At 63.7% G+C, this 26,864-nt stretch carries 23 protein-coding genes and 1 pseudogene; 14 read left to right on the top strand and 10 right to left on the bottom strand.

Features of this window, described 5'->3' with window-relative positions; genetic code table 11:
- Nucleotide 1: 1 nt before the first annotated feature.
- Nucleotides 2-682 carry an MBL fold metallo-hydrolase gene (locus C7G41_RS17315; RefSeq protein ID WP_106944048.1) on the bottom strand — a complete coding sequence of 227 codons (681 nt, stop codon included), beginning with the start codon at nt 680-682 and terminating at the stop codon, nt 2-4.
- A 170-nt stretch (nt 683-852) separates the two neighbouring features.
- On the opposite strand from C7G41_RS17315, the gene C7G41_RS17310 reads away from it, so the two are divergent.
- Complete coding sequence (locus C7G41_RS17310; RefSeq protein WP_106944047.1) at nt 853-2,454, top strand: alpha-amylase family glycosyl hydrolase; 1,602 nt, start codon at nt 853-855, stop codon at nt 2,452-2,454.
- A gap of 154 nt (nt 2,455-2,608) precedes the next feature.
- Here C7G41_RS17310 and C7G41_RS17300 read toward each other — a convergent pair whose 3' ends face one another.
- Entirely contained in the window at nt 2,609-4,306 is a 1,698-nt protein-coding gene (locus C7G41_RS17300; RefSeq protein ID WP_106943723.1) for an alpha-amylase family protein, read from the bottom strand.
- Between the two features lie 259 nt (nt 4,307-4,565).
- Here C7G41_RS17300 and C7G41_RS17295 point away from each other — a divergent pair, with 259 nt between their 5' ends.
- Nucleotides 4,566-5,054, top strand: coding sequence for an MmcB family DNA repair protein (locus C7G41_RS17295; protein ID WP_106943722.1), 489 nt, complete (start codon nt 4,566-4,568; stop codon nt 5,052-5,054).
- A gap of 12 nt (nt 5,055-5,066) precedes the next feature.
- Here the strand turns inward: C7G41_RS17295 and C7G41_RS39005 are convergent.
- From C7G41_RS39005 to C7G41_RS17280, 3 genes and pseudogenes are all read right to left on the bottom strand, one after another.
- Nucleotides 5,067-5,280 (bottom strand): annotated as a pseudogene (locus C7G41_RS39005) (L,D-transpeptidase); the annotation flags it as partial.
- A gap of 520 nt (nt 5,281-5,800) precedes the next feature.
- Complete coding sequence (locus C7G41_RS17285; RefSeq protein ID WP_007598178.1) at nt 5,801-6,355, bottom strand: ActR/PrrA/RegA family redox response regulator transcription factor; 555 nt, start codon at nt 6,353-6,355, stop codon at nt 5,801-5,803.
- Between the two features lie 103 nt (nt 6,356-6,458).
- Entirely contained in the window at nt 6,459-7,769 is a 1,311-nt protein-coding gene (locus C7G41_RS17280) for an ActS/PrrB/RegB family redox-sensitive histidine kinase (protein ID WP_106943720.1), read from the bottom strand.
- A 105-nt stretch (nt 7,770-7,874) separates the two neighbouring features.
- Here C7G41_RS17280 and C7G41_RS17275 point away from each other — a divergent pair, with 105 nt between their 5' ends.
- From C7G41_RS17275 to C7G41_RS17260, 4 genes are all read left to right on the top strand, one after another.
- Nucleotides 7,875-8,678, top strand: coding sequence for an ABC transporter ATP-binding protein (locus C7G41_RS17275; protein WP_106944046.1), 804 nt, complete (start codon nt 7,875-7,877; stop codon nt 8,676-8,678).
- 100 nt (nt 8,679-8,778) lie between these two features.
- Nucleotides 8,779-9,597 carry an ABC transporter permease gene (locus C7G41_RS17270; protein WP_106943719.1) on the top strand — a complete coding sequence of 273 codons (819 nt, stop codon included), beginning with the start codon at nt 8,779-8,781 and terminating at the stop codon, nt 9,595-9,597.
- A gap of 121 nt (nt 9,598-9,718) precedes the next feature.
- On the top strand, nt 9,719-11,047 hold the full coding sequence (locus C7G41_RS17265; RefSeq protein ID WP_106943718.1) for a polyhydroxyalkanoate depolymerase: 1,329 nt from the start codon (nt 9,719-9,721) through the stop codon (nt 11,045-11,047).
- 217 nt (nt 11,048-11,264) lie between these two features.
- Nucleotides 11,265-12,104 (top strand): M48 family metallopeptidase, encoded by an 840-nt coding sequence (locus tag C7G41_RS17260; RefSeq protein WP_027514588.1) that lies wholly within the window; start codon nt 11,265-11,267, stop codon nt 12,102-12,104.
- 245 nt (nt 12,105-12,349) lie between these two features.
- Here C7G41_RS17260 and C7G41_RS17255 read toward each other — a convergent pair whose 3' ends face one another.
- Entirely contained in the window at nt 12,350-14,569 is a 2,220-nt protein-coding gene (locus tag C7G41_RS17255) for a transglycosylase domain-containing protein (RefSeq protein WP_106943717.1), read from the bottom strand.
- A gap of 167 nt (nt 14,570-14,736) precedes the next feature.
- On the opposite strand from C7G41_RS17255, the gene C7G41_RS17250 reads away from it, so the two are divergent.
- Nucleotides 14,737-15,162: a DUF1330 domain-containing protein gene (locus tag C7G41_RS17250; RefSeq protein ID WP_106943716.1), complete on the top strand. Its 426-nt coding sequence runs from the start codon at nt 14,737-14,739 to the stop codon at nt 15,160-15,162.
- A gap of 118 nt (nt 15,163-15,280) precedes the next feature.
- Here C7G41_RS17250 and C7G41_RS17245 read toward each other — a convergent pair whose 3' ends face one another.
- The 3 genes from C7G41_RS17245 to C7G41_RS17235 all read right to left on the bottom strand — a co-directional run bounded on the left by C7G41_RS17245 (nt 15,281) and on the right by C7G41_RS17235 (nt 18,556).
- Nucleotides 15,281-16,507: an ABC transporter substrate-binding protein gene (locus C7G41_RS17245; RefSeq protein WP_106943715.1), complete on the bottom strand. Its 1,227-nt coding sequence runs from the start codon at nt 16,505-16,507 to the stop codon at nt 15,281-15,283.
- Between the two features lie 229 nt (nt 16,508-16,736).
- Nucleotides 16,737-17,978 (bottom strand): ABC transporter substrate-binding protein, encoded by a 1,242-nt coding sequence (locus C7G41_RS17240; RefSeq protein WP_106943714.1) that lies wholly within the window; start codon nt 17,976-17,978, stop codon nt 16,737-16,739.
- Nucleotides 17,979-18,112: 134 nt separating this feature from the next.
- The gene (locus C7G41_RS17235; RefSeq protein WP_245446566.1) at nt 18,113-18,556 is read right to left on the bottom strand and encodes a DUF1304 domain-containing protein; all 444 of its coding nucleotides are present in this window, start codon (nt 18,554-18,556) and stop codon (nt 18,113-18,115) included.
- 9 nt (nt 18,557-18,565) lie between these two features.
- Here C7G41_RS17235 and C7G41_RS17230 point away from each other — a divergent pair, with 9 nt between their 5' ends.
- The gene (locus tag C7G41_RS17230; protein WP_106943713.1) at nt 18,566-19,096 is read left to right on the top strand and encodes a methylated-DNA--[protein]-cysteine S-methyltransferase; all 531 of its coding nucleotides are present in this window, start codon (nt 18,566-18,568) and stop codon (nt 19,094-19,096) included.
- Nucleotides 19,097-19,106: 10 nt separating this feature from the next.
- Here C7G41_RS17230 and C7G41_RS17225 read toward each other — a convergent pair whose 3' ends face one another.
- Nucleotides 19,107-21,896 carry a [protein-PII] uridylyltransferase gene (locus tag C7G41_RS17225; RefSeq protein WP_106943712.1) on the bottom strand — a complete coding sequence of 930 codons (2,790 nt, stop codon included), beginning with the start codon at nt 21,894-21,896 and terminating at the stop codon, nt 19,107-19,109.
- A 188-nt stretch (nt 21,897-22,084) separates the two neighbouring features.
- Here C7G41_RS17225 and C7G41_RS17220 point away from each other — a divergent pair, with 188 nt between their 5' ends.
- The 6 genes from C7G41_RS17220 to C7G41_RS17195 all read left to right on the top strand — a co-directional run.
- Nucleotides 22,085-23,056: an aliphatic sulfonate ABC transporter substrate-binding protein gene (locus tag C7G41_RS17220; RefSeq protein WP_199198444.1), complete on the top strand. Its 972-nt coding sequence runs from the start codon at nt 22,085-22,087 to the stop codon at nt 23,054-23,056.
- A 161-nt stretch (nt 23,057-23,217) separates the two neighbouring features.
- Complete coding sequence (locus tag C7G41_RS17215; protein WP_106943710.1) at nt 23,218-24,063, top strand: ABC transporter permease; 846 nt, start codon at nt 23,218-23,220, stop codon at nt 24,061-24,063.
- Between the two features lie 4 nt (nt 24,064-24,067).
- Nucleotides 24,068-24,853, top strand: a complete 786-nt coding sequence (locus tag C7G41_RS17210) for an ABC transporter ATP-binding protein (RefSeq protein WP_106943709.1) — start codon at nt 24,068-24,070, stop codon at nt 24,851-24,853.
- Between the two features lie 69 nt (nt 24,854-24,922).
- Nucleotides 24,923-25,432 carry an OsmC family protein gene (locus C7G41_RS17205; protein ID WP_027566043.1) on the top strand — a complete coding sequence of 170 codons (510 nt, stop codon included), beginning with the start codon at nt 24,923-24,925 and terminating at the stop codon, nt 25,430-25,432.
- Nucleotides 25,433-25,619: 187 nt separating this feature from the next.
- Nucleotides 25,620-26,420 carry a hypothetical protein gene (locus C7G41_RS17200; RefSeq protein WP_106943708.1) on the top strand — a complete coding sequence of 267 codons (801 nt, stop codon included), beginning with the start codon at nt 25,620-25,622 and terminating at the stop codon, nt 26,418-26,420.
- A 248-nt stretch (nt 26,421-26,668) separates the two neighbouring features.
- Nucleotides 26,669-26,864: PAS domain S-box protein (locus C7G41_RS17195; RefSeq protein WP_146159773.1), on the top strand; the 196-nt coding region annotated here is incomplete at its 3' end.

The raw sequence follows: 26,864 nt of genomic DNA, 5'->3' as shown, positions 1-26,864 counted from the left end.
CTCACATCTCGCCGGTGATGAACGGATTGGTCATCCGCTCCTGGCCGATGCTGGAGCCGGCGCCGTGGCCGCAGATGAAGCCGACATCGTCGCCGAGCGGCAGCAGCTTTGTCTTGATGGAGTCGATCAGGGTCGCATGACTGCCGCCGGGCAAATCGGTGCGCCCGACCGAGCCGGCGAACAGGACGTCGCCGACATGGGCGAAACGCAAGTCCCTGTTGAAGAACACCACGCTGCCGGGCGAGTGGCCGGGGCAATGATAAATCTCGAACTTGAGATCCCCGATCGCCACGCTGTCGCCTTCGTCGAGCCAGCGGTCCGGCTCGAAATTGCGCACTCCGCTCATGCCGAAGCGCGCGCCGCTCTCGATCACGTTGTCGAGCAGGAATTTGTCCGCGATATGCGGGCCCTCGATCGGCACCTTCAGCGCGTCGCGCAGTTCGGCCGCGCCGCCGACATGGTCGATATGGCCGTGAGTGAGCCAGATCTTCTCCACGGTGACGCCGGTCTGCTTGATGGCGTCCAGGATCTTCGGCACGTCTCCGCCGGGATCGATCACCACCGCCTTCTTGGAAGGCTCGTCCCAGATGATGGTGCAGTTCTGCTCGAACAGCGTCACGGGGACGATGATCGCGCCCGCCTTCGCGCCAGCCTCGGTCTGTGTCTCGTTTTGCTCGCTCATGCGGCTCACAATGCCGATTATTGCCATGCCGCCAAGCAAAAGATTCGTGCCCTGGCCGGGAACAGCCGCGGACATCGTCACACGGCCGTCCCAATTCGCCTGCTGGTTTGAACCGGGGCGCTCCTTCCGCGTTCTCCCGCGCGACAAGCAGTTTTTGGATGGATTCCCGCATGGCTCAGGGCGGCAGCAATTGGTGGCGCGACGGCATTTTCTATCAGGTCTACCCGCGCTCGTTTCAGGATTCCAATGGCGACGGTGTCGGCGATCTCGCCGGAATCCTGCGGCGGCTACCTTATGTGAAATCGCTCGGCGTCGACGCGATCTGGCTGTCGCCGATTTTCCCCTCGCCAATGGCCGATTTCGGCTACGACATCTCCGACTACACCGGCATCGAGCCGCTGTTCGGCACGATGGCGGATTTCGATGCGCTTCTTGCCGCCGCGCATGACAATGGCCTCAAGCTGATCCTCGACCTCGTGCCGAACCACACTTCGGACCAGCATCCCTGGTTCGTCGAGAGCCGCTCCTCGCGCGACAATGCCAAACGCGACTGGTACATCTGGCGCGACCCGGGCGAGGGTGGCGGCGTGCCGAACAACTGGCTGTCGGAGTTCGGCGGCAGCGCGTGGCAGTTCGACGACACGACCGGTCAATACTACTATCACGCCTTCCTGGCCCAGCAGCCGGACCTCAACTGGCGCAATCCCGATGTCCGGGCGGCGATCTACGACGTGATGCGGTTCTGGCTGGAGAGGGGCGTCGACGGCTTTCGCGTCGACGTGATCTGGCATCTGATCAAGGACACCGACTTCCGCGACAACCCGTCCAATCCGCATTATGTCGAGGGCCGGCCGCCCAACGAAAAAATCCTGACACAATATTCCACCGACCAGCCGGAGGTGCACGACGTCATCGCCGAGATGCGCCGCGTCACGGATGCCTATGATGCCCGCGTCCTGATCGGCGAGATCTATCTGCCGCTGCATCGCCTGATGGCCTATTACGGCAACGATCTCACCGGCGCGCAGATGCCGTTCAATTTCGCGCTGCTCCAGACCTTCTGGAGCGCGCGTTCGATCGAGAAGATCATCGAGGATTACGAGAAGGCACTGCCGAGGGGCGCCTGGCCGAACTGGGTGCTCGGCAATCACGATCGCCCGCGCGTCGCAAGCCGCGTCGGGCCGGAGCAGGCCCGCGTCGCCGCCATGCTGCTGTTGACGCTGCGCGGCACGCCGACACTCTATTACGGCGACGAGATCGGCATGCATCAGCTCGCGATCGCGCCTGAGGACGTGCGCGACCCCTTCGAGAAGAATGTGCCAGGCATCGGTGTCGGCCGCGACGGCTGCCGCACGCCGATGCAGTGGGATTCGTCCAACTTCGCCGGCTTCTCGGAGGTCAGGCCGTGGCTGCCCCTGCCGGAGGATCATGTCCACGAGAACGTCGTCAATCTCGAAGCCGACACACGCTCGATCCTCAGCCTCTACAAGCGCCTGATCGCGTTGCGGAAGGGATGCGCCCCGCTGGTCGCGGGCGACTATCATCCGGTCGCGGCGCAAGGCGATCTCCTGGTCTATCGCCGCGAGGCCGAGGGCAGGGCGGTGATCGTGGTGCTCAATCTCGCCCCTGAGCCGATCGCGGTCACCACCAGCGCGATCAGGTTCGGCAGCGAGGTATTGCTGTCGACGTTTTTGGATCGCGAAGGGGAGCGGCTCGAAGGCGTGCTGGATTTGCGCGGCAATGAGGGCGTTATCATCACGCCGCCCGCCTAGTCGTCGTCCCGGCCTAGTGCGCAATTGCGCACGGGGGGCCGGGACCCATACCGCGGAATCTATCTATTGTGATTGGTAGGAGTGCCGAACGAGGGTCTTCGCCAAATTTTTCCCTGGGGTTATGGGTCCCGGCCTTCGCCGGGACGACGGCGTGTCACCCCGGATGCTTGTTACCCCGCACCGTCTTGTCTATGTCACTCCGCTTCAGCAGGTAATCCAAGCCGCCGACGCGGTACCAGCGATAGCCGTAGGGCTCCAGCACGACGCGGTGCTGGCCGCGCTTGTCGGCGTGGCTGTGGTCCTCCGCAAGCAGGTTGATCAGGTGCGCGCCGGTCTCACCCGGCACCCCCGCCGAGAACGCGATCTCGCGCGGCTTCTCGTCGAGATTGTGCACGAACAGCACGGAATTGTTGCGCCAGTCGTAGCGCATGATGAACACGGCGGGATCGCGCGTCGCAACGATCGAAAAATCGCCCCAGCCGATCTCCGGCACCTCCTTGCGCATGCGGACGATGCGCTCGGTCCAGTTCAGCATGGAATTGGGATCGCGCCGCTGTTTTGCGACATTGACGTGCTGGAAGCCGTAAGGTCCCTCGTCGATGACCGGGCTGGCCGGCTTGTCGCTCGTGGTGAAGCCGCCATGCGGCTCGGTCGACCATTGCATCGGCGTGCGCGCGCAATTGCGTTCGGGCAGCGATAGATCCTCACCCATCGCGATCTCGTCGCCGTAGCGGATCACCGGCGTTCCCGGCAGCGTGCACATCAGGCTGTAGGCGAGCTCGAGCCGCCTGCGGTCGCCGCCCAGCATCGGCGCGAGGCGGCGGCGAATGCCGCGGTCGTAGAGCTGCATGTCCTTGTCGGGACCGAAGCGCTTGAACACGATGTCGCGCTGCGCCTTGGTCAGTCGGCCGAGATCGAGCTCGTCGTGATTGCGCAGGAACAGGCCCCATTGCGCCGACGCCGGCCGCGGCTTGGTCGCCTTCAGCGCCTTCGCCAGCGGGCGCGAGTCGCCGGAGGCCAGCGCGTAGAACAGATGCTGGTTGACGTGGAAGTTGAACATCATGTGCATGCGGTCGGCGTCGCGGCCGAAATATTCCATGTCGGTTTTCGGCAGCACATTGGCTTCGGCGAGGATGATGGCGTCGCCCTGGCGCCATTGCAGGAATTCGCGGAATGCGCGCAGCATGTCGTATTGCTCGACCGGCTTTTTCACCTTGGCGCCCTTGGTCGAGATCACGAACGGCACCGCGTCCATGCGGAATCCGGAGACGCCAAGCTGGATCCAGAAGCCCATGATCTTGAGGATCTCGGCCTGCACATGCGGGTTCGACGTGTTGAGGTCGGGCTGGAAATCGTAGAAGCGATGAAAGTAATACGCGCCCGCCTCCTTGTCGCGCGTCCATGTCGATTTCTGCACGCCGGGAAATACCATGCCCTTGTTGGCGCCGGCCGGCTTCTTGTCGGACCAGACATACCAGTCGCGATAAGGCGAATTCTTGTCGCGCCGCGCCTCCTTGAACCAGTGATGCTGATCCGACGTGTGGTTGACCACGAGATCGATGATGACGCGAATGCCGCGCTGCTTGCAGCCATGGGTGAACTCGACGAAATCACCCAGCGTGCCGTAGCGGGGATCGACGCTGTAATAGTCGGCGATGTCGTAGCCGTCGTCGCGCCCCGGCGAATTCTGGAACGGCATCAGCCAGATCGTGGTGATGCCGAGCCCGTGCAGATAGTCCAGCCGGCGCAGCAGGCCCTTGAAGTCGCCGATGCCGTCGCCGTTGGCGTCCATATAGGTGCCGACGGACAGGCAATAGAACACGCCGTTCTTGTACCAGAGATCGTCAATCATGCGCGCGCCGCCTCGGTGGTTCCGCCGAGGTGCGGCGGCTGCGTGATAAGTGTTTTGGGAAGGTCAGGTTCCGCACCCGCCGTCGTCCTGGACAAGCGAAGCGCAGATCCAGGACCCATTGCCACAGGGCGAAGTTTGACGAGGACCGGTGGTTATCAGCTCGTGCACCAACGATCTCTTGGGGTAATGGGTCCTGGCTCCCGTGCGCAATTGCGCACTAGGCCAGGACGACGACGGAGGAATCGGCTATCCTCTCCCGATGGACAACACCGCCCGCATTGCCCTCGTTCCGCCGCCGGACCGCCGTCAATCCGAGACGGCGCTGGCGATCGCGCGCGGCACGGCGCGACTGTTGCGCTCGCTCGGCTTCACCTGCATCAGCGAATTGCCGCTGCCCTCGGGGCGTCGCGCCGATCTTGTCGCGCTGAACGAGCGCGGCGAAATCTGGATCGTCGAGATCAAGTCGTCGGTGGAGGATTTGCGCGCCGATCAGAAATGGCACGAATACGGGGCGCATTGCGACCGGCTGTTCTTCGCCTTCACGCAGGACCTGCCTTGCGAGATCTTTCCGCAAGACACCGGCCTGATCATCGCGGATGCCTATGGCGCGCACCTGCAGTGCGAGGCGCCCGAGCACAAGCTCGCTGCGGCCACGCGCAAGCAGATGACGGTGCGGTTCGCGATGGCGGCGGCGTTGCGGATCAACCGGCTGGTCGATCCGCAGGGGCATGCGGAGTTTTGGGAGTAGGCTCCATCCAGATGCCCGAGCGCGGAGCGGATGGCCGGGACCGCCTGCCATAAACTGCGGCAGATAGGGTGGCGCACAACCATCTCTGCAGGCGGACGCCAATCTGGCCATTCCGTCTTGCGGGCCACCGTCTGTTCACCGGACCATGTGAAACCTCGCGGCCAACACCGACGATGATCACGGTGCCGAACTCTTGTTCCGGCGCAGCGGACGTGACGGGCCGCACATACGTTAGACGTGCCGCGCGATATCGCTTGTTCGGGAATTAACCCGCCACAAGGAATGTACCATGAAAAGCTTCCGCACCGCTCTCTTTGCCTTTGCCGCGCTAGCCGGACTGAGTTCGTTCGTGACCTCGACGCAGTCATCCTATGCTGGCGGACTCGGCCTCGATTGGCTTTCAAACAAGCCCTACGTGGAGTGCCTTAAGAACGCACGGATGCTCGCCGACGTAAGTAGCGTCATGAAAGGGCCCGCGTACCGAGAGGCGAGTTACGAGCGGGGCCGCCACCAATGCAACCAGCGCTACTATGGTCATGAATAGACCACGCGCGCTTCCGCCGAACTGCGCGTTGCCGGAATCAGCGTGTGGTCTCGGTTCCACTCACAACGTGCCAAAAGCGACGTTGCAGGCTGCTCCAGCAAATGGCTGTTCCGGGTCAAACGCAGCAATGCGTTGACCGAGCGGACTATCAGCGTCTTAGCCGCGAGGCCGACATCTGCGCGCCATGAGTAAACGCCCCGGATTACCGAGGCGCGCGCTTCGCCAAAATCCGCTGCAGCGTGCGGCGATGCATGTTGAGGCGCCGCGCCGTCTCCGAGACGTTGCGGTTGCACATCTCGTAGATGCGCTGGATGTGTTCCCAGCGCACGCGGTCGGCCGACATCGGGTTCGCCGGCAACTCGGACTTGTCCGAACCGGTCGACAGCAGCGCCGCGACGACGTCGTCGGCGTCCGCGGGCTTCGAGAGATAATCGACCGCGCCCATCTTCACCGCGGTGACGGCGGTGGCGATGTTGCCATAGCCGGTCAGCACGATCGCGCGGGCGTCGGGGCGCTTCTTCTTCAGCGCCGAGACCACGTCGAGACCGTTGCCGTCACCGAGCCGGAGATCGACCACGGCGAATGCCGGCGCCGCCTTGCCGATCTGCGCCAGACCGTCCGAGACGGTGTCGCATGACGTCACCGCAAAGCCGCGCGTTTCCATGGCGCGCGACAGCCGCTCCAGAAACGGCTTGTCGTCCTCCACGATCAGGAGCGAGCGGTCGGTCTGTTCGTTCAGTTCGGCGATGGCGTTCAAGGTTTCGTCCTCTCTCCAGCGCGTCTACATATGGCGGCGCAATCGGGCGGTGCCAAGGGCGCCAATAGTCGATCGGCCCTGTTGTGCGACGCAAGGTCGCGGCCTATCCTATTGTTTCTTCGAAGGTCTCGATAGCCTCAAAACGGTCTCTCGGCCACGTGATCTGGACCACCGCGCCATGGTCCGGAAAGATGCGGTTGGTAAACGAGACCTTGGCGCCGGTGCGCTCCAGCAAGGTGCGCGCGATGAATACGCCGAGCCCCAGGCCGCCGCCTTCGTCCTTGCTGCGCCGCCGCGACAAATAGGGCTCGCCGATCCGGTTCAGGATGTCAGGCGGAATGCCGGGACCGTCGTCGGAGATCACGAGCTCGATCGTGTCCCTGTTCCACCACGCATTCACCTCGACGGTGGTGCGGGCGAAATCGACCGCGTTCTCGACGATATTGCCGACGCCGTAGAGGATCGCCGGATTGCGCGAGCCGACCGGCTCGGCCGCGATGGCGACGGCAATGCGCACCTTGATATCGACGCCGAAATCGCGGTGCGGCGCCACCACCTCCTCGATCAGCTCCGACAGCTTCATGCGGTCGAACGGCGCCCCGGTGGAGGAGAGCTGGGTGATCTTGCTCAATATGTCGCGGCAACGCTGCGTTTGTTCGCGCAGGGTCTTCAGGTCGGCGGCAAAGTTCGGCTCCTTCACCGTCTTCTCCAGCTCCCGCGAGATCAGGAAGATCGTCGCGAGCGGCGTGCCGAGCTCGTGCGCCGCGGCTGCAGCCAGGCCGTCGAGCTGGGTCAGATGCTGCTCGCGCGTCAGCACCAGCTCGGTCGCGGCGAGCGCGTCGGCGAGCTTGCGCGCCTCCTCGGTGACCTGGAACGAGTAGAGGCTGGTGACGCCGATCGCGAGCGCGATCGAGAGCCAGACGCCGACGAGATAGATCGGCGGCAGCACCAGCGGATCGTCGGAATCCCAAGGCAGCGGCAGATGGAAGAAGAACAGCACCGAGGCGCAGGCGACAGCCAGCACGCCGAGGCCGAAGGTGAAGCGGGCCGGCAGCGCGGTCGCCGAGATCAGCACGGGCGCGAGGAACAGGAACGAGAACGGGTTCTGGAGCCCGCCGGTGAAGAACAGGAGACCCGCCAGCTCCACGATGTTGAGCGCGAGCAGCCCGGCCGCCTGCATCGGCTCCAGCCGCTGCAGCGGATTGGACACGGTCTGGAGCGCCAGATTAAGCGCCGCCGACAGGGCGATGATGCTGACGCAGGGGACGATCTCGACGTTGAATTCCAGTCCCTGCGCCACGATGAAGATCGCGGCGAGTTGGCCCAGCACCGCGAGCCAGCGCAGCCGCAGGATGGTATCCAGGCGGATATGCCGCTGCGCGGGGCGAAAGTCGGAAGCGGCAAGTTCGGTCATTTCGGCCAATGGGGCGGTGCCTTCTCGATCACAAGCGCGCGGCTCACGGAACCACCGGATTACAAGCCTTGCGCTCTCCGCTGCAATAGCAGAAGAACGCCCAGCATGACCGAGAATGACAAGGCTTCAAGCTGGCCGACTGTCGCGGATCGCAGCCTGTCCGCGGCAATCGCGGTCGATCACCTCGTCAAGGTCTACAAGCAGACCCGCGCCGTCGACGACATCTCCTTTTCGCTTCCGCGCGGCAGCATCACGGGGTTGCTGGGCGGCAACGGCGCCGGCAAGACCACGACCATCGCGACGATCATGGGCCTCGTGCTGCCGACCTCCGGCCGCGTGCAGGTGCTCGGGCATCGCATGCCGGAGGAAAGTGCTTCCGTGTTGGGGCGGATGAATTTCGAGAGCCCCTATGTCGACATGCCGATGCGGCTCACGGTGCGTCAGAACCTCACCGTGTTCGGCAAGCTCTATGCGGTGAAGAACCTCTCCGACCGCATCGCTGAGCTCGGCGATGATCTCGATCTTACCGAGTTCATCGACCGCGCCAACGGCAAGCTCTCCGCGGGACAAAAGACGCGCGTTGCGCTTGCCAAGGCGTTGATCAACCAGCCCGAGCTGCTGTTGCTGGACGAGCCGACCGCCTCGCTCGATCCCGACACCGCCGACTGGGTCCGGGGGCATCTGGAGCGTTATCGCAAGGCGAACAACGCCACCATCCTCCTGGCCTCGCACAACATGCTCGAGGTCGAGCGGCTCTGCGACCGCGTCATCATCATGAAGCGCGGCCGTATCGAGGACGACGATACGCCCGAAGCCATCATGGCGCGTTACAACCGCACCACGCTTGAAGAGGTGTTCCTGGACGTCGCGCGCGGAAGGGTGAATGGCGCGCAGGAGGTCGCACGATGAGTGACTGTATTCGTAGCCCGGATGGAGCGCAGCGAAATCCGGGATTCTCGCGTCTGGCCCCGGATTGCGCTTCGCTCCATCCGGGCTACGGGAGGGCGCCATGACCGAGATTTCCCTCCACCGCGGCATCTCCCTCCACCGCATCGGCGCGATGATCCTGCGCTATTGGTACCTCCTGCTGTCGTCCTGGCCGCGGCTGCTCGAGCTGCTCTACTGGCCGGCGCTGCAAGTCATCACCTGGGGCTTTCTTCAGCTTTATATCGCGCAGAATGCGAACTTCTTCGCGCGTGCCGGCGGCACGCTGATCGGCGCCGTCATCCTCTGGGACATCCTGTTTCGCGGGCAGCTCGGCTTTTCGATCTCGTTCCTAGAAGAGATGTGGGCGCGCAACCTCGGCAATCTCATGATGAGCCCGTTGAAGCCGATCGAATTCCTGCTGTCGCTGATGATCATGAGCCTGATCAGGCTCGCGATCGGCGTCATCCCGATGACGCTGCTCGCGCTGTTCCTGTTTCACTTCAACGTCTATGCGCTCGGCGTGCCTCTGATCGCCTTCTTCTGCAATCTGATCTTCACGAGCTGGTCGGTCGGCATCTTCGTCTCCGGCCTCGTGCTGCGAAACGGCCTCGGCGCCGAGAGCATCGTCTGGACCTTGATGTTCGGCATCATGCCGCTTGCCTGCGTCTACTATCCCGTCAGCGTGCTGCCGGTCTGGTTGCAATATGTCGCCTGGACGCTGCCGCCGACCTACGTGTTCGAAGGGATGCGCGCGCTGCTGATCGAAAACACCTTCAGGACCGATCTGATGCTGAGCGCGTTGGCCATCAACGCGGTGCTGTTGGTTGCATCTTTTGGGGCATTCCTTGCCCTTTTGCGCAGCGCCCGGATGCAGGGCTCGCTGCTGTCAGGCGGCGAATAACGTCACTTTCTCGTGGATTCAGCCCGGTTTGGGCACCTGGGCCACGTAGATGTACGGAACCATGCATTGACGCAATATTACGCATTCGGCAGTATGCTGCGATGCGAAGAGGAATATAGCGATGCCGATTGGTGAGTTTGGCGGCGCGCCGCCCCTGGTGGCCGAAGGCAGTCCGGTTCTGACGACGCCGATGTACTGGATGTATGAGATGGGGCAAGCCTCTCTCAATCCGGCGCGTGCGATCACAGACGCAACCAAGCTGCTGTTTCAAAATCCGCTTAATCCATGGGCGCGCACCGAAGTCGGCAAGTCGGTTGCCGCGGCCTGCGAATTGTTCGAGCGCACCACGCGCCGCTACGGCAAGCCGGAATGGGGCCTCAACGACACCGAGGTCAACGGCATCCGCGTCCCCGTCGAGGTTCGCTCGGTCTGGGAAAAGCCGTTCTGCCGCCTGCTCTACTTCGATCGCAAATTCACCCGCCCGCTGCGCAGCCCGCAGCCGCGCGTGCTGATCGTGGCGCCGATGTCCGGCCATTACGCGACTCTCTTGCGCGGTACGGTCGAGGCGTTCCTGCCGGCGCATGAGGTCTACATCACCGATTGGGCCGATGCCCGCATGGTGCCGCTCAGCGAGGGCCGCTTCGATCTCGACGATTACATCGACTACGTCATCGAGATGCTGCATGTCCTCGGCGGCAACACCCATGTGCTGGCGGTGTGCCAGCCCTCGGTTCCCGTCGTCGCTGCCGTTTCGATCATGGAAGCGCTGCGTGATCCCTTCGTGCCGACCTCGATGACGCTGATGGGCGGCCCGATCGACACCCGTCGCAATCCGACCGCGGTGAACAACCTCGCCCAGGAGCGTGGCATCGACTGGTTCCGCAACCACGTCATCACCAAGGTGCCGTTCCCGCATCCGGGCATGATGCGTGACGTCTATCCGGGATTCCTGCAGCTCAACGGCTTCATCAGCATGAATCTCGACCGGCATATGGACGCCCACAAGCAGCTGTTCGCCAATCTGGTGAAGGGCGACGGCGACCTCGTCGACAAGCATCGCGACTTCTACGACGAATATCTCGCGGTGATGGATCTCTCGGCCGAGTATTACCTGCAGACGGTCGACACCGTGTTCGTGAAGCACTCGCTGCCGAAGGGCGAGATGGCCCATCGTGGAACACGCGTCGATCCCTCCAAGGTCACGCGCGTCGCGTTGATGACGGTCGAAGGCGAGAACGACGACATCTCCGGCATCGGTCAGACCGAAGCAACACACACATTGTGCAGCTCAATTCCCGATCATCGCCGCGTTCATTACGTCCAGAAGGGCGTCGGACATTACGGCGTGTTCAATGGCTCGCGCTTCAAATCGGAAATCGTGCCGCGCATTCATGACTTCATGGTCTCGGCGGCGAATCCGAGCTCATTGCAGGCGCTCGCGGCCGAATAATCGCGTTTTCGGCTTTCCCGCTGCAAATCAACGCCCTGTCGGAGGCTCCGACAGGGGCGAGTTCCCGGCCAGATTCGAGGTATTTGGGTAGCTTTGTAGGAGTGAGTCCAACCTCAGCCCTTGGGGGTGTCGCATGCGTCCAACGGGGGCGAAAAAAGCCGGTTCCAACCCCAGTCTGTAGGGTCTCCCGGACGCCAGACCCCTGTATATTGGGCAAATGATTTGTTTTTGCGCCGAGCGCTTTCCCTGGCGGCGGTTATGGCAGAATCCGGGCGCTCTCCTGCCCCCCGGACTGACAGACATGGCCACTCGCGCACTCCTCTATCGGCGGCCCCACGAGCCGAAGACCCTCCTGATCACCCATGGATCGCAATATTTTGCGATTCGACTGCGTCGGCATCGCCGCGCGCGCCGTTACACGCTCAGAATTCATCCGAGCGATCGCGAAGCCATCCTCACCATGCCGCCGCGCGGCACGCTCGCCGAAGCAAAAGACTTCGCGCAGCGCCACGGCGCGTGGATCGCGGCACGTCTCGGCCGTTTGCCGAAGGCCGCACCGTTCCAACCTGGCACAGTGATACCGCTTCGCGGCGTGTCTCATCGTATCGTTCATCGCGCCGGCACGCGCGGTACGGTGTGGACGGAAGTGCGCGATAGCGGTGAGCGCATTCTCTGCGTTGCCGGCGGCGTCGAGCATGCCGACCGTCGCGTCAGCGATTTCCTCAAGCGCGAGGCGCGCCGCGATCTTCAGCGTGCCGCGGAATCCTATGCCGCCGAGCTCGGCGTCAAGGTCAAGCGGCTCTCGATCCGCGATCAATCGAGCCGCTGGGGCTCCTGCACCTCGGCCGGCTCGTTGTCGTTCTCCTGGCGCCTGATCCTCGCGCCGCCCTACGTGCTCGACTATCTCGCCGCCCACGAGGTCGCCCATCTCGTCGAGATGAACCACTCGGCGCGATTCTGGCGCGTCTGTGGCAAGGTCTGCCCGTCGATGGAGCGCGCCAAGAAGTGGCTCGATACGTACGGTAACGATTTGCACCGGTATGGGGTCGAGGATTAGGGCTCGTTGATGCCTCATGTGACGCTGTCATCGCCCGCGAAAGCGGGCGATCCAGTATTCCAGAGGCGGCTGTTGTCGAATCGAGAAGCCGCGGCGTACTGGATTCCCCGCCTTGGCGGGGAATGACAGCCAGCGCGCGCGTTTGTGCTGCCCGCGCAAGCCGTTGATTTCGTTATCCTCGGCTACTGTGCATGGGGTTGTTTTCGCAGTTTTTGTTTTGAGGTCACCCGGACCTCAAGCAGAACCTAGCGATTCCCGCCGAACAGCCGGTCCATCAGCCAGCCATCGAGCCCCGCCGCTGCTTCCGGTCGCGCATTGGCGCGCGTGGGGGGAGGGCGATAGCCGCCGTTGCTGGCCGGTGCCGGTGCCGGTGCGGGCGCTGCCGCTGTTGGCGGCGACACCTGCGACGTCGCCTGCGCCAGGTTCGACAGACCCCAGCCACCTGGAGAGCTCGGCAAGGCTGCAACCTGCACACCCTCGTGTGCCGTCTTCATGAAGCGCGACCAGACTTCGACCGGCAAGCCGCCGCCGGTCGCCCTCTTGGTCGGCGAGTTGTCGTCATTACCGAGCCACACGCCAGTGACGAGGTTGGCGGTGTAGCCGATGAACCAGGCGTCGCGGTAGTCTTGGCTGGTGCCGGTCTTGCCGGCCGCCGGCCAGCCCGGGATCTCCGCCTTCTTGGCGGTGCCGCTGATCAGCGTTTCCCGCATCATCGCGTTCATCATGCCGACATAGCGCGGGTCGACCACCTGGTTGTGCTCGTCCGCCTGGCGCATGTAGAGCAGCTTGCCACTGAGCGTCCTGATCCGCGTGACGACATGCGGCGTCGCCGTGAAGCCGCCATTGGCGAAGGGCGCATAGGCGCCGACCAGCTCGACCATCGAGACTTCGGAGGTGCCGAGCGCGATCGAGGCGTTGGGCTCGAGCTTCGAGGTGATGCCGAGCCGGTGCGCGGTGCGCACCACGTTCTTCGGCCCGACCTCGAGGCCGAGGCGGATGGCGACCGTGTTGAGCGACATCGCGAGCGCCTGGGTCAACGTCACCGCGCCGAAATATTCGTGCGTATAGTTCTCAGGTCTCCAGCCCTTGACCTCGATCGGCGCGTCCTGCCGGAGGGTGTCGGGCGTCAGCCCCTGCTCGAGCGCGGTCAGGTACACGAACGGCTTGAACGAGGAGCCCGGCTGGCGCCTGGCGGTGACGGCGCGGTTGTACTGGCTCTCGGAATAGTTCCGGCCGCCGACCATGGCGCGAACGGCGCCGTCAGGCGTCATCGCCACCAGCGCGCCCTGGCTGACATTGAATTTCACGCTCTTGGCCGCGAGCTCGTCGATGATGGCGGCTTCCGCCACGCTCTGGAGCTTCGGATCGATCGTGGTCTCGACCTTGATGCTCTCGTCGATCTGGCCGACCAGATCGTCCAGCACCTCGCCGATCCAGTCGGCGACGTAATTGACCGTACCGGCGCCGACCGGCTTCACATTGTAGGAGGGTTTGCCGATCGAGGCCTGCGCCTGCGCCTCGGTGATGAATTTCGCATCCGCCATCGCCGTGAGCACGATTTTCGCGCGCGCTTCTGCGCCTTCGGGGTTGCGGTTCGGCGCGAGCCGCGAGGGCGATTTGACCAGGCCGGCCAGCATCGCGGCCTCCGCGACGGTGACGTTCTTGGCCGACTTGCCGAAATAGCGCTGCGCGGCGGCCTCGACGCCATAGGCGCCGGAGCCGAAATAGACGCGGTTGAGATAGAGCTCCAGGATCTCGTTCTTGGAATGCTTGCGCTCCAGCCAGATCGCGAGCTCGGCTTCCTGCAGCTTGCGCGCCATGGTGCGCTCCTGGGTCAGGAACAGGTTCTTCGCCAATTGCTGCGTCAGCGTCGAGCCGCCCTGCGACACGCCGCGATGAAGCACGTTGGTGACGAGCGCGCGCAGGATGCCTACGGGATCAATGCCGAAATGCGAATAGAAGCGGCGGTCCTCGATGGCGATGAACGCCTTGGGCAGGTATTGCGGCAGTTCTTTCAGCGCGACGTTGGCGCCGGCCATCTCGCCGCGTTGCGCCAGCATGCTGCCGTCGATGCCGACGATCTGGATCGTCGGCGGCCGCTTGGGGATTTCCAGCGACTGGATCGGCGGCAGATGAGCCCCGACATAGATCACGACGCCGATCACGGCGATCGCACCCCATAGGCCCAGCACCGCGCCCCAATAGACCAGGCGGCCAAGGCTCGCGCCGATGCGCGACTTCGATCGCCGCTTGGCACTGCCGCGGCCGGCCGGCGCCTTCCGCTCGCGCGGCGGCTCGTCGCCGGCATCCTCGCTTTTGCGCTTGGCAGATGTTTTCGTTGATTTCTTCGGCTTGTCGTCGCCGCCGGGGATACGGTCGGCCGCGGTCAGGCGCAGATCGGCGAGTGCTGCAGGCAAGCCGAACAACGGCTCCTTCCGCCCACCCTTTTTCTTTCCCAACCCCATACGCAAACGCCCGGTCAGCCCGCCCCGCCGCACGCTAGCGGTCGCTGTTTAAGGCCCGGTTACCCAGAGCTTAACGCGTGATTAGGAGGTGCGGCATTCGATGGCCGCAGTTCCGCTGGTTCGACGGCGGGGCTAGGATCGCCGGCATAAAACAACAGGGAACGCAGATGGGCCACATCGATCCGACCAAGGAGATTTTCGCGCAGTTCCGGGACAACGACCGCCCCGGTCCGATCCACATGCTCAACCTGGTGCGCTTGCGCAAGGAGGCGGCCTATCCGGATGGCCGCAAGGCGAGCGGCGCGGAGGCCTATGCGGCCTATGGCCGCGAGAGCGGCCCGGTGTTCGAACGCCTCGGCGGCCGCATCGTCTGGCAGGGCAAATTCGAGCTGATGCTAATCGGCCCCGAGGCCGAGCGCTGGGACCATTGCTTCATCGCCGAATACCCAAGCGTCGCCGCCTTCGTCGAGATGATCCGCGATCCCGTCTATCGCGAAGCGGTGAAGCACAGGCAGGCCGCGGTGGAGGATTCACGGCTCATTCGGCACGCCGTGCTGCCGGTGGGAAAGAACTTCGGCGAGATACCGGAGTAGAGCCACGTCGTTCCCGGGCGATGCGAAAGCATCGAACTCAGGTGCGCAATTGCGCACCTGAGAATCTCGAGATTCCGGGTCTGGCGCTCGCGCGCCAGCCTGGAATGACCGTGCAGAACTAACCCGCTGGACCCGCATCCTCAATGATCGGGCCGAACAGCTCCCAGCGTTCGCCGTTGAACTTCATCATCTGAAGCTGTTTGTTGACCCGGTAGTCGGTCGGTGAGGTGTTGGCCTTGATGCCGGGAAGCGCGGTGTCGCTGGTCACGTCCTTCAGCGACGCGGCCTGCTTCATCACGTTCTCGCGCGTCAGGTCGTCGCCGCACTGCTTCAGCACATGGACCAGCAGCTGCGCCGTGCTGTAGCCGTAGGTGTTGAAGTTCGAGTCCTTGTCGCCATCCGGATAATACTTGGCCATGAAGTCGAAATACCTCTTAAGGCCGGCATCGTCCTTCCAGGTCGGATCGAGCGGTTCCTTGCCGTAATTGACGCTGATCAGGCCCTTGGCGGCGTCGAGTCCGGCCGGCTTCAGCACCGCGCCGACCGAGGTGGCGTTGATGTCAACGATCTGCACCGGATGCCAGCCCATCTCGGCGATCTTCTTGATCGCCTGCGCCGCCTGCTTCGGCGTGGTGGCGCTGAAGAACAAATCGGCGCCGGCGTCCTTGATCTTAAGGATCTGCGAGTCGACAGTCGGATCGGAGACTTCGTAGGAAGCTTCAGTCACGATCATCTTGGCGGCTTTGTCGCCGAGGCCGGCCTTGATGCCGTTCAGATAGTCCTTGCCGAGGTCGTCGTTCTGATAGAGCACGCCGATCTTGGCGTTCGGATGCTCCTTCAGGATGTACTGTCCGTAGATGCGGCCTTCGACGAAGTAGTTGGGGTTGAAGCCCATCGTCCACGGAAAGTTCTTCGGATCCGTGAACCTCGAGGCTCCGGTCGCCGCGAACAGTTGCGGCACCTTCTTCGAATTGAGATATTTCTGCACGGCTGCGTTCACCGGCGTGCCGATGATCTGGAAGGTCAGCAGGACCTCGTCGCTCTCGACGAGCTTGCGAATCTGCTCCACGGCTTTCGGCGGCGAGTAGGCGTCGTCATACTGGATCAGATTGATCTTGCGGCCGTTGACGCCGCCCTGGTCGTTGATCATCTTGAAATAGGCGGCTTGGGTCTTGCCGATCGACGAATAGGCCGACGCCGGTCCAGAAAACGGCATCGTCTGGCCGACCTTGATCTCGGTATCGCTGGCGCCCGGATCATATTTCTTCTGGGCATTGGCCGCTGAAACCGACAGCGCCAGGGTCAGCGCCGTTGCTGTGGCCAGATGCAGCATTCCATTCCTCATTCGCGTTTCCTCAGTGTTTATTGCCGGTGATCAATCCGGCGCGCTCATGCGCACCTGATGTCACCGCTGAGGGCGATAGTGGATGAGGCGTTGTTGCAACGCAAGGTGGGCGCGGGCCCGCAGTTCGTAGGATACGCAACTTCGCAGCAAGTTCGTCAGGTGGGCCGGCCCGGCGGATGCGCGAAGCGCGCCCGCCGGGCGTAACCCACTTTATGAAATCTCCGAGAGACTAACCCGCCGGACCTGCATCCTCCATGATCGGGCCGAACAGCTCCCAGCGTTCGCCGTTGAACTTCATCATCTGCATCTGCTTGTTGACACGGTAGTCGTTCGGCCCGGTATTGATCTTGATGCCGGGCAGCGCGAAGCTCGGTGTGAAGTCCTTGATGCTGGCGACCTGCTTCATCACGTTCTCACGCGACAGGTCGTCGCCGCACTGTTTCAGAACTTGCGTCAGCAATTCGGCGACCGAATAAGCATAGGTGTTGACGGTGTTGAGCTTGTCGCCTTCGGGGAAATACTTGTCCATGAAGGCGAAGAACGCTTTCACACCCGGATCGTCCTTCCACTGGGGATCGCCGGGCTCCTTGCCGTATTGGGTGGAGATGATGCCCTTGGAGATGTCGAGGCCGGCCGGCTTCAGCGTCGCCGAAATCGGGCTCGCATTGATGTCGAGAATGTGCACCGGCGTCCAGCCGAGCTCGGCGACTTTCTTGATCGCCTGCGCCGCGAACTTGGGTGTTGAGGCATCATAGAAAAGATCGGCGCCCAACGACTTCAGCTTGACCACCTGCGAGTCCACCGTCGGATCGGTGACCTCGTAGGAGACTTCGCCGACGATCATGCTGGCGGCCTTGTCGCCGAGACCGCTCTTGAGGCCGGCGAGATAGTCGCGACCCATGTCGTCGTTCTGATAGAGCACGCCGATCTTGGCGTTCGGATGCTCCTTGAGAATGTACTTGGCGTAGATGCGCCCCTCGGACACGTAGTTCGGATTATAAGCGATGGTCCAGGGATAGTTCTGCGGATCGTTGAAGCGCGCGGCGCCGGTCGAGGCCAGCAGCTGCGGGATCTTCTTGCCGTTGAGATATTTTTGCACGGCGGCGTTCGCGGCGGTGCCGATGATCTGGAAGGTGAACAGCACCTCGTCGCCTTCGACGAGCTTGCGCACCTGCTCGACGGTCTTGGGCGGCGAGTAGGCATCATCATATTGGATCAGATTGATCTTGCGGCCGTTGATGCCGCCCTGATCGTTGATCATCTTGAAGTAGGCGGCCTGGGTCTTGCCGATATTGGCGTAGACGGAATAGGCGCCGGAGAACGGCACGGTTTGGCCGATCTTGATCTCGGTGTCGCTCGCGCCGGTGTCGTACTTCTTTTGGGCGAGGGCTTCACTGACGAAGGCTTGGCTGGCGGAGAACGCGAAGGCGAGCGTCGCCGTGGCAGCTATGAAGGCTCTGCGATTGCTCATGTGGGGTGTTCCTCCTGACGGAATTTCCGACCGACGGTCTTGTCCCGTTGATTGCCAACGGTCGCCATCGCTGTCGGAGATTGTGGAGGAACGGCAGGCGACGCGCAAGGATCGCGGCGCCGCGCTTTAACGTCTCAGGTCAGGAACAAGACCAACAGCGCGAGCGCCGCCGGCAGCGCCTGCACCATCAGGATGCGCGTGCTGACGGTCGCGGCGCCATAAGCGCCGGCCACGATCACGCAGAGCAGGAAGAACGCCTTGATCTGGAACGCGAAGGCCGGATTGCCGTGCACCAGCCCCCAGACCAGGCCTGCGGCCAGGAAGCCGTTATAGAGTCCCTGGTTGGCGGCCAGCACCTTGGTGATCGCTGCCTTCTCCGGCGTGTTGCGGAAAACCTTCAAGCCCTGCGGCTTGTCCCAGAGAAACATTTCCAGGATCAGGAAGTAAGCGTGCAGTGCGGCGACCAGCGCCACCAGGATATTCGCGATCCAGATCAAGTTGAGCTCCCCCAGCGTCAGCTTTCGGGTGGACGTTAGCACGGCAGGCGTGGCAAGTGCGATGGCGTGTTTCGATGCCATGGTGCCGCAATGCCCGCGCGACCGACCAGACCACCTGTAAGCTTCGGCCTCGATCGGCTGGCGACGCCGATCGGGATTGCGCTGCTGGTCACCGACGCCGCGGGCGCCTTGCGCGCGCTCGACTGGGAGGACTACGAGCACCGCATGCGCGAGCTCTTGCGGCTGCATTACGGTGTGGTGGAGTTGAATGACCAGCCCGCGCCCGCAGCCATGCGGACTGCGCTGTCGGGCTATTTCGACGGCGATCTCGGCCAGCTCTCAGGCATCGCCTGGCGCATCGCCGGCACGCCGTTCCAGCAGAAGGTCTGGAATGCGTTGGCGCAAATCCCTGCCGGCACCACGATGAGCTACGGCGCGCTCGCCGCAAGGATCGACACGCCCAGGGCTATTCGCGCCGTCGGCCATGCCAACGGCTCCAACCCGATCAGCGTGGTGCTGCCGTGCCACCGCCTGATCGGCGCCGATGGTTCTCTGGTGAAGTATGGCGGCGGCCTCGCGCGCAAGCGCTGGCTGCTGCGGCATGAAGGCGTGGCGGTTTAGGTCTCCCCGCTCACGCCGCCGGCTGAACCGCCTTGTCGCCGGCCATCACGTGGGTCAGCGCGCTCTTGATCGCGGCCTGGCGTGTCGGCGCGCTGATCTGCGCGCCCAGGAGGTCGGTGACATAGAACACGTCGCGGGCGCGCTCGCCGAAGGTCGCGACATGGGCCGAGGCGATGTTGAGGTTGAGCTTCGAGATCGCAGTGGTCAGCTCGTAGAGCAGGCCGGGACGGTCGAGGCCGGACATTTCGATCACTGTGTAGCGGTCGGACCATTGGTTGTTGATGGTCACTTCCGGCTCGATCACGAACGGCCGCGCCTTGCCGCGCACGGTGCGCCGCGCCACCACTTCGGGCAGACGCAGCTTGCCTTCCAGAACGTCCTCGATCATCTCGCCGATGCGCGTGGCGCGCCGTCCCTCGTCCTCGTCGCGGTCGTATTCCCTGGAAATCGAGATCGTGTCGAGCGCGCGACCGTCGGTCGTGGTGTAAATCTGGGCATCGACGATGTTGGCGCCGGCCGAGGCACAGGCGCCCGCGATGATCGACAGCAGCCAGGGATGGTCGGCCGCGAAGATGGTCAGCTCGGTGACGCCGCGTACCTCGTCGAAGCCGACATTGATCGCGAGCTTGTGGCCTGCCTGCTCGCTGGAGCGGACAAAGCGGGCGTGCCGGATTTTTCGCGGCAGCTCGACCTTGAGCCAATAGGCCGGATAATGCCGGCCGATATAGGCATCGAGTTCGTCCGCGGGCCATTCGGCGAAGGCGTTGCGGAATTCGCCGTAGGCGGCCGTGAGGCGCTTGCCGCGGTCGACCTCCGAGAAGCCGCCCGTCAGCACCGGCTCGGTCTCGTAGTAGAGGGAGCGCAAAAGCTGCGCCTTCCAGCCGTTCCACACGCCCGGGCCGACGCCGCGGATATCGGCGGTGGTCAGGATCGTGAGCAGCTTCATCTGCTCGACCGACTGCACCACGGCCGCGAAATTCTCGATGGTCTTGCGGTCGGAGAGATCGCGCGACTGCGCGACGGTGGACATCGTCAGATGCTCCTCGATCAGCCAGGCCACGAGCTCGGTGTCGGCCGGGCTGAAGCCGAGCCGCGGGCAAAGCCGTCGCGCCACCTTGGCGCCGGCGACCGAGTGGTCCTCGGGCCGGCCCTTGGCGACGTCGTGCAGCAGCGTCGCGATGTAGATCACGGAGCGATGCTCGGGCCGGATCTTGCGCATGAGGTCGCTGGCCACCGCGAATTCTTCGATGCCGCCGCGCTCGATGTCCTGGAGGAAGCCGACGCAGCGGATCAAATGCTCGTCGACGGTGTAGTGATGATACATGTTGAACTGCATCATCGAGACGATCTTGCCGAAGGCGCGGATGAAATGGCCGAGCACGCCGGTCTCGTTCATCCGCCGCAGCACGATTTCCGCGTTGTCGGACGTCAGGATCTCCATGAACAGCCGGTTGGCCTCGGGATTCTCGCGCATCTGCGCGTTGATCAGGCCGAGCGAGCGCGTCACGTCGCGCATCGCGTCCGGGTGGAAGGCGAGATTGTTCTTCTGCGCCAGGCGGAAGATGCGGATCAAATTGACCGGATCGTGCTTGAACACGTCGGGTGCCGCGACGTTGATGCGGTTGTTGTCGACGATGAAGTCGTCGCTGTCGGGCACCCTCCGCTTCACCGCAGTGGGGCGCAGCCGCGCCATCATCCGGCTCAGCACCGGCGCGGGCTTGGCCTGCTGGTCCTCGAGCTTGGCGCAGAGGATGGCGGTGAGATTGCCGACTTCCTTGGCGACCAGGAAGTAGTGCTTCATGAACCGTTCGACGTCCTGCATGCCGGGATGCGAGGTGTAGCCGAGCCGGACCGCGATCTCGCGCTGGAGGTCGAAGGAGAGGCGTTCTTCGGCGCGGCCGGAGTAGAAATGCAGGTTGCAGCGTACGGACCAGAGGAAATCGGCGCAGCGGCGGAAGGTGCGGTATTCCTGCGCGTCGAACACGCCGCGGTCGACCAGCTCGTCGGTGTCGCTCACGCGGTAGACGTACTTCGCGATCCAGAACAGCGTGTGCAGGTCGCGGAGCGCGCCCTTGCCGTCCTTGACGTTGGGTTCGACCAGATAACGCGACTGGCCGCCGCGGCGATGCCGCTCCTCACGCTCGGCGAGTTTCGCGGTGACGAACTCGGACGCAGTGCCTTGCACGACCTCCTTGTCGAAACGGGCGACCAGCTCGTCATAGAGCGGCCGGTCGCCGGTGAGGAAGCGCGTCTCCAGGATTGCGGTGCGGATGGTCATGTCGCCGCGCGCCTGCCGGATCGACTCGTCGACCGAGCGCGTGGCGTGACCGACCTTCAGCCCCATGTCCCAAAGACAATAGAGGATGGCCTCGGCGACCTGCTCGCCCCAGGCGGTCTGCTTGTAGGGCAGGATGAAAAGCAGATCGATGTCGGACTCGGGAGCCATCAGGCCGCGGCCATAGCCGCCGGTCGCCACCACGGCCATGCGCTCGGCGCCGCTCGGGATCGGCGAGCGGTAGAGATGGCGGGTGGCGGCCGAATACAGGATGCGGATGATCTCGTCCTGCACGTGGCACAGACGCTCGGCGCAGCGCCGGCCGTGACGGTCCTTCAGCAGGATCGTCTGTGCCGCGGCGCGCGACGCAATCAGCTCGGCCTTGAGCAGTTGCGCCATGGCCGTGCGGAACGCGTCCTCGCGTCCCTGGTGCTTCTCGGCAAGCGCATCGACCGCGGCGGTGATCCGCGCGGTGTCGAAGCGATCGTCCACCTCAGCCTTTTGCTCAGTCGCGACGCTGTCCATGTCTCACCGGATATAAGAGGCGGCAGGCGCTGTCACCCGCCATTCTCTCGCAATAGTCGTTCCATGCTGGAAAGGTGCGGCTTTGGGCAAAGCTGTTCTCAGCCGACGTGCTTTCAAGGGGCGGATTTTCTCGTTGACCTCTAGATATAACTCATTGAAAAACAATGAAGTTTTTGAGGAGGCTGGGCATGACTACGATTACACGGCGCATACTGCTGGCGGGAGCGGTCGCTCTCGCAATGTCCCCCGCGGCGCGGGCGGCGGATCCGCTCAAGGAAATCCGTATCGACTGGGCGACCTATAATCCGGTGTCGATGGTCCTGAAGCAGAAGGGGCTCCTGGTGAAGGAGTTCGCCAAGGATGGCATCACCGTCACCTGGGTGCAGTCGGCCGGCTCCAACAAGGCGCTCGAATTCCTCAATGCGGGCTCGATCGACTTCGGCTCGACCGCGGGCTCGGCGGCCCTGGTCGCGCGCATCAACGGCAACCCGATCAAGTCGGTCTACGTCTATTCGCGTCCCGAATGGACGGCGTTGGTGACATCAAAGGATTCCAAGATCGCGGATGTCGCCGACCTCAAGGGCAAGCGCGTCGCGGTGACGCGCGGCACCGACCCGCACATCTTCCTGGTGCGCGCGCTGCTTGGCGCAGGTCTCACCGAAAAGGACATCACCCCGGTGCTGCTCCAGCACGCCGACGGCAAGACCGCACTGATCCGCGGCGACGTCGATGCGTGGGCCGGGCTCGATCCGATGATGGCGCAGGCCGAGGTCGAGGATGGCGCAAAACTGTTCTACCGCAAGGCCGACGCCAACACCTGGGGCATCCTCAATGTGCGCGAGCAGTTCTTGAAAGACTATCCGGACGCCGCCCGCCGCGTGCTCGCGGTGTACGAAGAGGCCCGCAAATATTCGCTGACGAATTACGACGAGCTCAAGAAGACCTTCATCGCCGTGACCAAGCTGCCGGAGCCTGTCGTCGACAAGCAGCTCAAGGAGCGCACCGAGCTGACCCACAGCCGCATCGGCGCGCCCCAGCGCGAATCGATCCTCGCCGCGGGGCTCGCCCTGCAACAGGCCGGCGTCGTCGATGCCAAGGTCGACGTGAAGGCGACGCTCGACGCCCTGATCGACGACCAGGTCCCGCTGCCGACGAATTGAGGTTCGCCTTGTAGCCCGAAAGGAGCGCAGCGAAATCCGGGGCGGTCCATCCTGGGGCACGATTCCCGGATTGCGCTTCGCTCCATCCGGGCTACTCAGGTAGAGGAAGGCCCGGCAAGAGTAGTGTTGCAATCCCTAACCAGACGCGCTTCCTACCGGCCATGATCTCCGACGCGCCAGTCCTGCAACAAACCTCGGAACCGGCCGAGGGCGCCGCGGCGCCGTCTCGGCTCAACCGCTACGCGCGTCCATTGCTGGGAATATTGCTGCCGCTCACCCTCGCGCTCGGTTGGGAGTTCCTGGTCTGGCGCGGCTGGTCCAACGGCCGGCTGGTGCCGCCGCCCTCGCGCGTGTTCGCCACCATTATTGATCTTGCCCGCTCCGGCGAATTGGTCCGTCACATCGCCGCGACACTGGGGCGCGTCGGTCTCGGCTTTGGGTTCGGCGTGGTCGCGGGCACCTTGCTCGGCGCCATATCCGGTTATTGGTCGCTGGCGCGGCGGCTGGTCGATCCGACCGTGCAGGCGCTGCGCGCAATTCCGTCGCTGGCCTGGGTGCCGCTGTTCATCCTCTGGCTCGGCATCTTCGAGACCTCGAAGATCGCGCTGATCGCGGTCGGGGTGTTCTTCCCGGTCTATCTCGGCGTGATGGGCGCGATCCTCATCGTCGATCGCAAGATCGTCGAGGTCGGTCGCACCTTTCGTCTCTCCGGACCTGCCATGATCCGCCGTATTCTGCTGCCCGCGGTGCTGCCGGCCTATGTCGTGTCCTTGCGCGTCGGTCTTGGTCTGGGCTGGATGTTCGTGGTGGCGGCCGAGCTGATCGGCGCGTCCGAAGGCCTCGGCTATCTCCTGCTCGACGGCCAGCAGCTCGGCAAGCCCGCGCAGATCCTCGCCGCCATCGTGATCTTCGCGATCCTCGGCAAGCTCACGGATTGGCTGATTGAGATCGCGGCCGCGCCCTTCCTGCGCTGGCAGGACGCCTTCGGGCGTGCGACGGGAGCATAAGGCGATGCTGGCGCTCGACCGGGTCAGCAAGACCTATCCCAACGGCGTGCAGGCGCTGGCGCGCTTTTCCGCCGAGATCAGGCAAGGCGAGATCGTCGCCATCATTGGCGGCTCGGGCTGCGGCAAGTCCACGCTGCTGCGCGCCATCGCGGGCCTCGACCGCGCAAGCTCGGGCACGGTGACGCTCGACAACGAGGCGATCGCCGCGCCCCATGCCAAGATCGGCATCATCTTCCAGGAGCCGCGGCTGCTGCCCTGGCTCAGCGTCGCCGACAATATCGGCTTTGGTCTGGCCGATGGGCCCGCGACCGAGCGGCGTGAAAAGGTGGCGCGTGCGCTCGAGCGTGTCGGGCTCGCCGAGAAAGCGCAGGCCTGGCCGCGCGAGCTCTCGGGCGGGCAGGCACAGCGCGTCGCGATTGCCCGCGCACTGGTGCCGCAGCCCGAGGTGCTCTTGCTCGACGAGCCGTTCTCGGCGCTCGATGCCTTCACCCGCAGGGACCTCCAGGATCATCTGCTCGATCTCTGGGCCGACACGCGGCCGACGCTCGTCCTCGTGACGCATGACGTCGACGAGGCCGTGGTGCTGGCCGACCGCGTGCTGGTGATGCGGCCGCGGCCGGGCCGGCTGTTCGACCAGATCGAGATCAATCTCGGCCGGCCACGCGACCGCAATTCGCCGCTGTTCGAGAATTTCAAGCGAAGTGTGCTGACGTCACTCGACCGTTCGCTCGATCGCGGCGTGCCCGACCGTGACGCAACCCAGGGTCCCGGTCAGGCCATGTGGTGGTGACAATTTCTCTCCGAGCCGGTACATCGCAAGCCGGTACTTCGCAGAGACGATTTTCCCGGGAGAGACAAAATGGACGCCGCAGCACTGCGCCAGATGCAGGCCCCGATCAAGGAGCGCTACAAGACCGACCCCAAGACCGCGATGATCACGCTGAAGGCCAAGGGCTCGACCGACAGCGAAGGCATCGCCTGCAAGGTCGAGACCGGCCGCGCCATCGCAATGGCCGGCCTGCATCCCGCGACCGGCGGCTCCGGCCTCGAGCTCTGCTCCGGCGACATGTTGCTCGAGGCGCTGGTCGCCTGCGCCGGCGTCACGCTGAAATCGGTCGCGACCGCGATCGAGGTGCCCTTGAAGACCGGCAACGTCTATGCCGAGGGCGATCTCGATTTCCGCGGCACGCTCGGCGTCGACAAGGAGACCCCGGTCGGCTTCGCCGAGATCCGACTGCGCTTCGACGTCGACACCGATGCGCCGCAGGACAAGCTCGACCTGCTGCTCAAGCTCACCGAGCGCTATTGCGTGGTCTATCAGACCATCAAGAACGGCCCGAAGGTCTCGGTCTCGATGCAGCGGATGTGAGGCGAGGAGCGCAGCCTGACAATCGGTGTCGTCCTGGCCTTGTGCGCAACTGCGCACTGGAGCCAGGACCCATTACCCCAGATGCTGATTGCCTTGCGGCACTGACAACGACGATCGTCCAACACAGCGAAGCCTGTGGTTAGGGTCCTGGATCTGCGCTTCGCTTGTCCAGGACGACGAAGAAAAAATGTCCCCCGAGCTCCACTTCATCCTCATCCTCGTTCTGCGCATGATGGTCGCGGCGGCGTTCGTCGTGACGGCGTCGATCATTACCGAGCGCTCAGGGCCGGTGATCGGCGCGCTGGTCGCGACCTTGCCGGTTTCGGCCGGACCATCCTACGTCTTCCTCGCGCTCGATCACGATGCCGCCTTCATCGCCCAGGGCGCACTGTCGAGCTTGCCGGTCAATGCAGCGACGATCTTCATGTGCGTTACCTATGTGGTGCTGGCACAGCGGCGCAGCCTTCTGGTGAGTTGCGGAAGCGCGGTCGCGGTCTGGATCGTGTTCGCCTCGATCATCAAGCAGTTCGACTGGCCGCTCACCGCCGGGCTCGCCGCCAATCTGATCGCGTTCGGCATCTGCATTCCGCTGCTCGCGGGCTATCGCCACGTGAAGATGCCACTGGTGACGCGGCGCTGGTATGATGTGCCGATGCGGGCTGCGCTGGTCGCGACTCTCGTCGCGATCGTCGTCTCGACCTCGGGCTGGGTCGGCCCCCGGATCAGCGGCATCATCGCGCTCTATCCGGTGGTGTTCTCCAGCATCATGGTAATCCTGCATCCGCGCATCGGCGGTCCGCCGACCGCCGCGGTGCTGGCCAATTCGGCCTGGGGCCTGCTCGGATTCGGAATGGCGATCGCCGTGTTGCACGTTGCGGTCGTGAAATTTGGACTGGTGATAGGTCTTTCTCTGGCGCTTGCAACCTGTGTGGTGTGGAACCTGGCGCTGTGGTGGAATGGACGCAGAAGGCTGCGCATTGAAGCGTAAGTATTTCGTACAGAAAGTTTGCGGTGCTCAGTCGCGTAGTTCTGCGGCGTTTGGCTGCGCGCTTCCGGTAGCGTCGTTAATTTAATCTTTGCTCCTTGCCCGTAAATCTACTCGAGAGCTGTCGAGACGCCCATGTCGGGATGCTGGGGCGATAGTTCCACCAGTACATTCGAGTGACCAAAGAGCCCGAAATTTCGGGGCAATGCCGCGCGCCACGCAAAACGATTTCTCAACGAGGAGACATTTGGATGTTTAGCCGCAAGTCCCGTAGTGATGCACAGTCTCGGCTAGACGCCATCGGCCGCTCGCAGGCCATGATCGAATTCAATCTTGACGGGACGATCATCGCGGCAAACAAGAATTTTCTCGACGCCCTCGGCTATCGGCTCGATGAAATCCAGGGCAAGCATCATTCCATGTTCGTTCCGGCCGACCAGTGCGACA

Origin of the sequence: Bradyrhizobium sp. MOS002 (assembly GCF_003020115.1) — a bacterium.
Lineage (GTDB): Bacteria > Pseudomonadota > Alphaproteobacteria > Rhizobiales > Xanthobacteraceae > Bradyrhizobium.
Note: the sequence above shows the minus strand (reverse complement) of the source record. Positions and strands in the feature narration are given on the sequence as shown.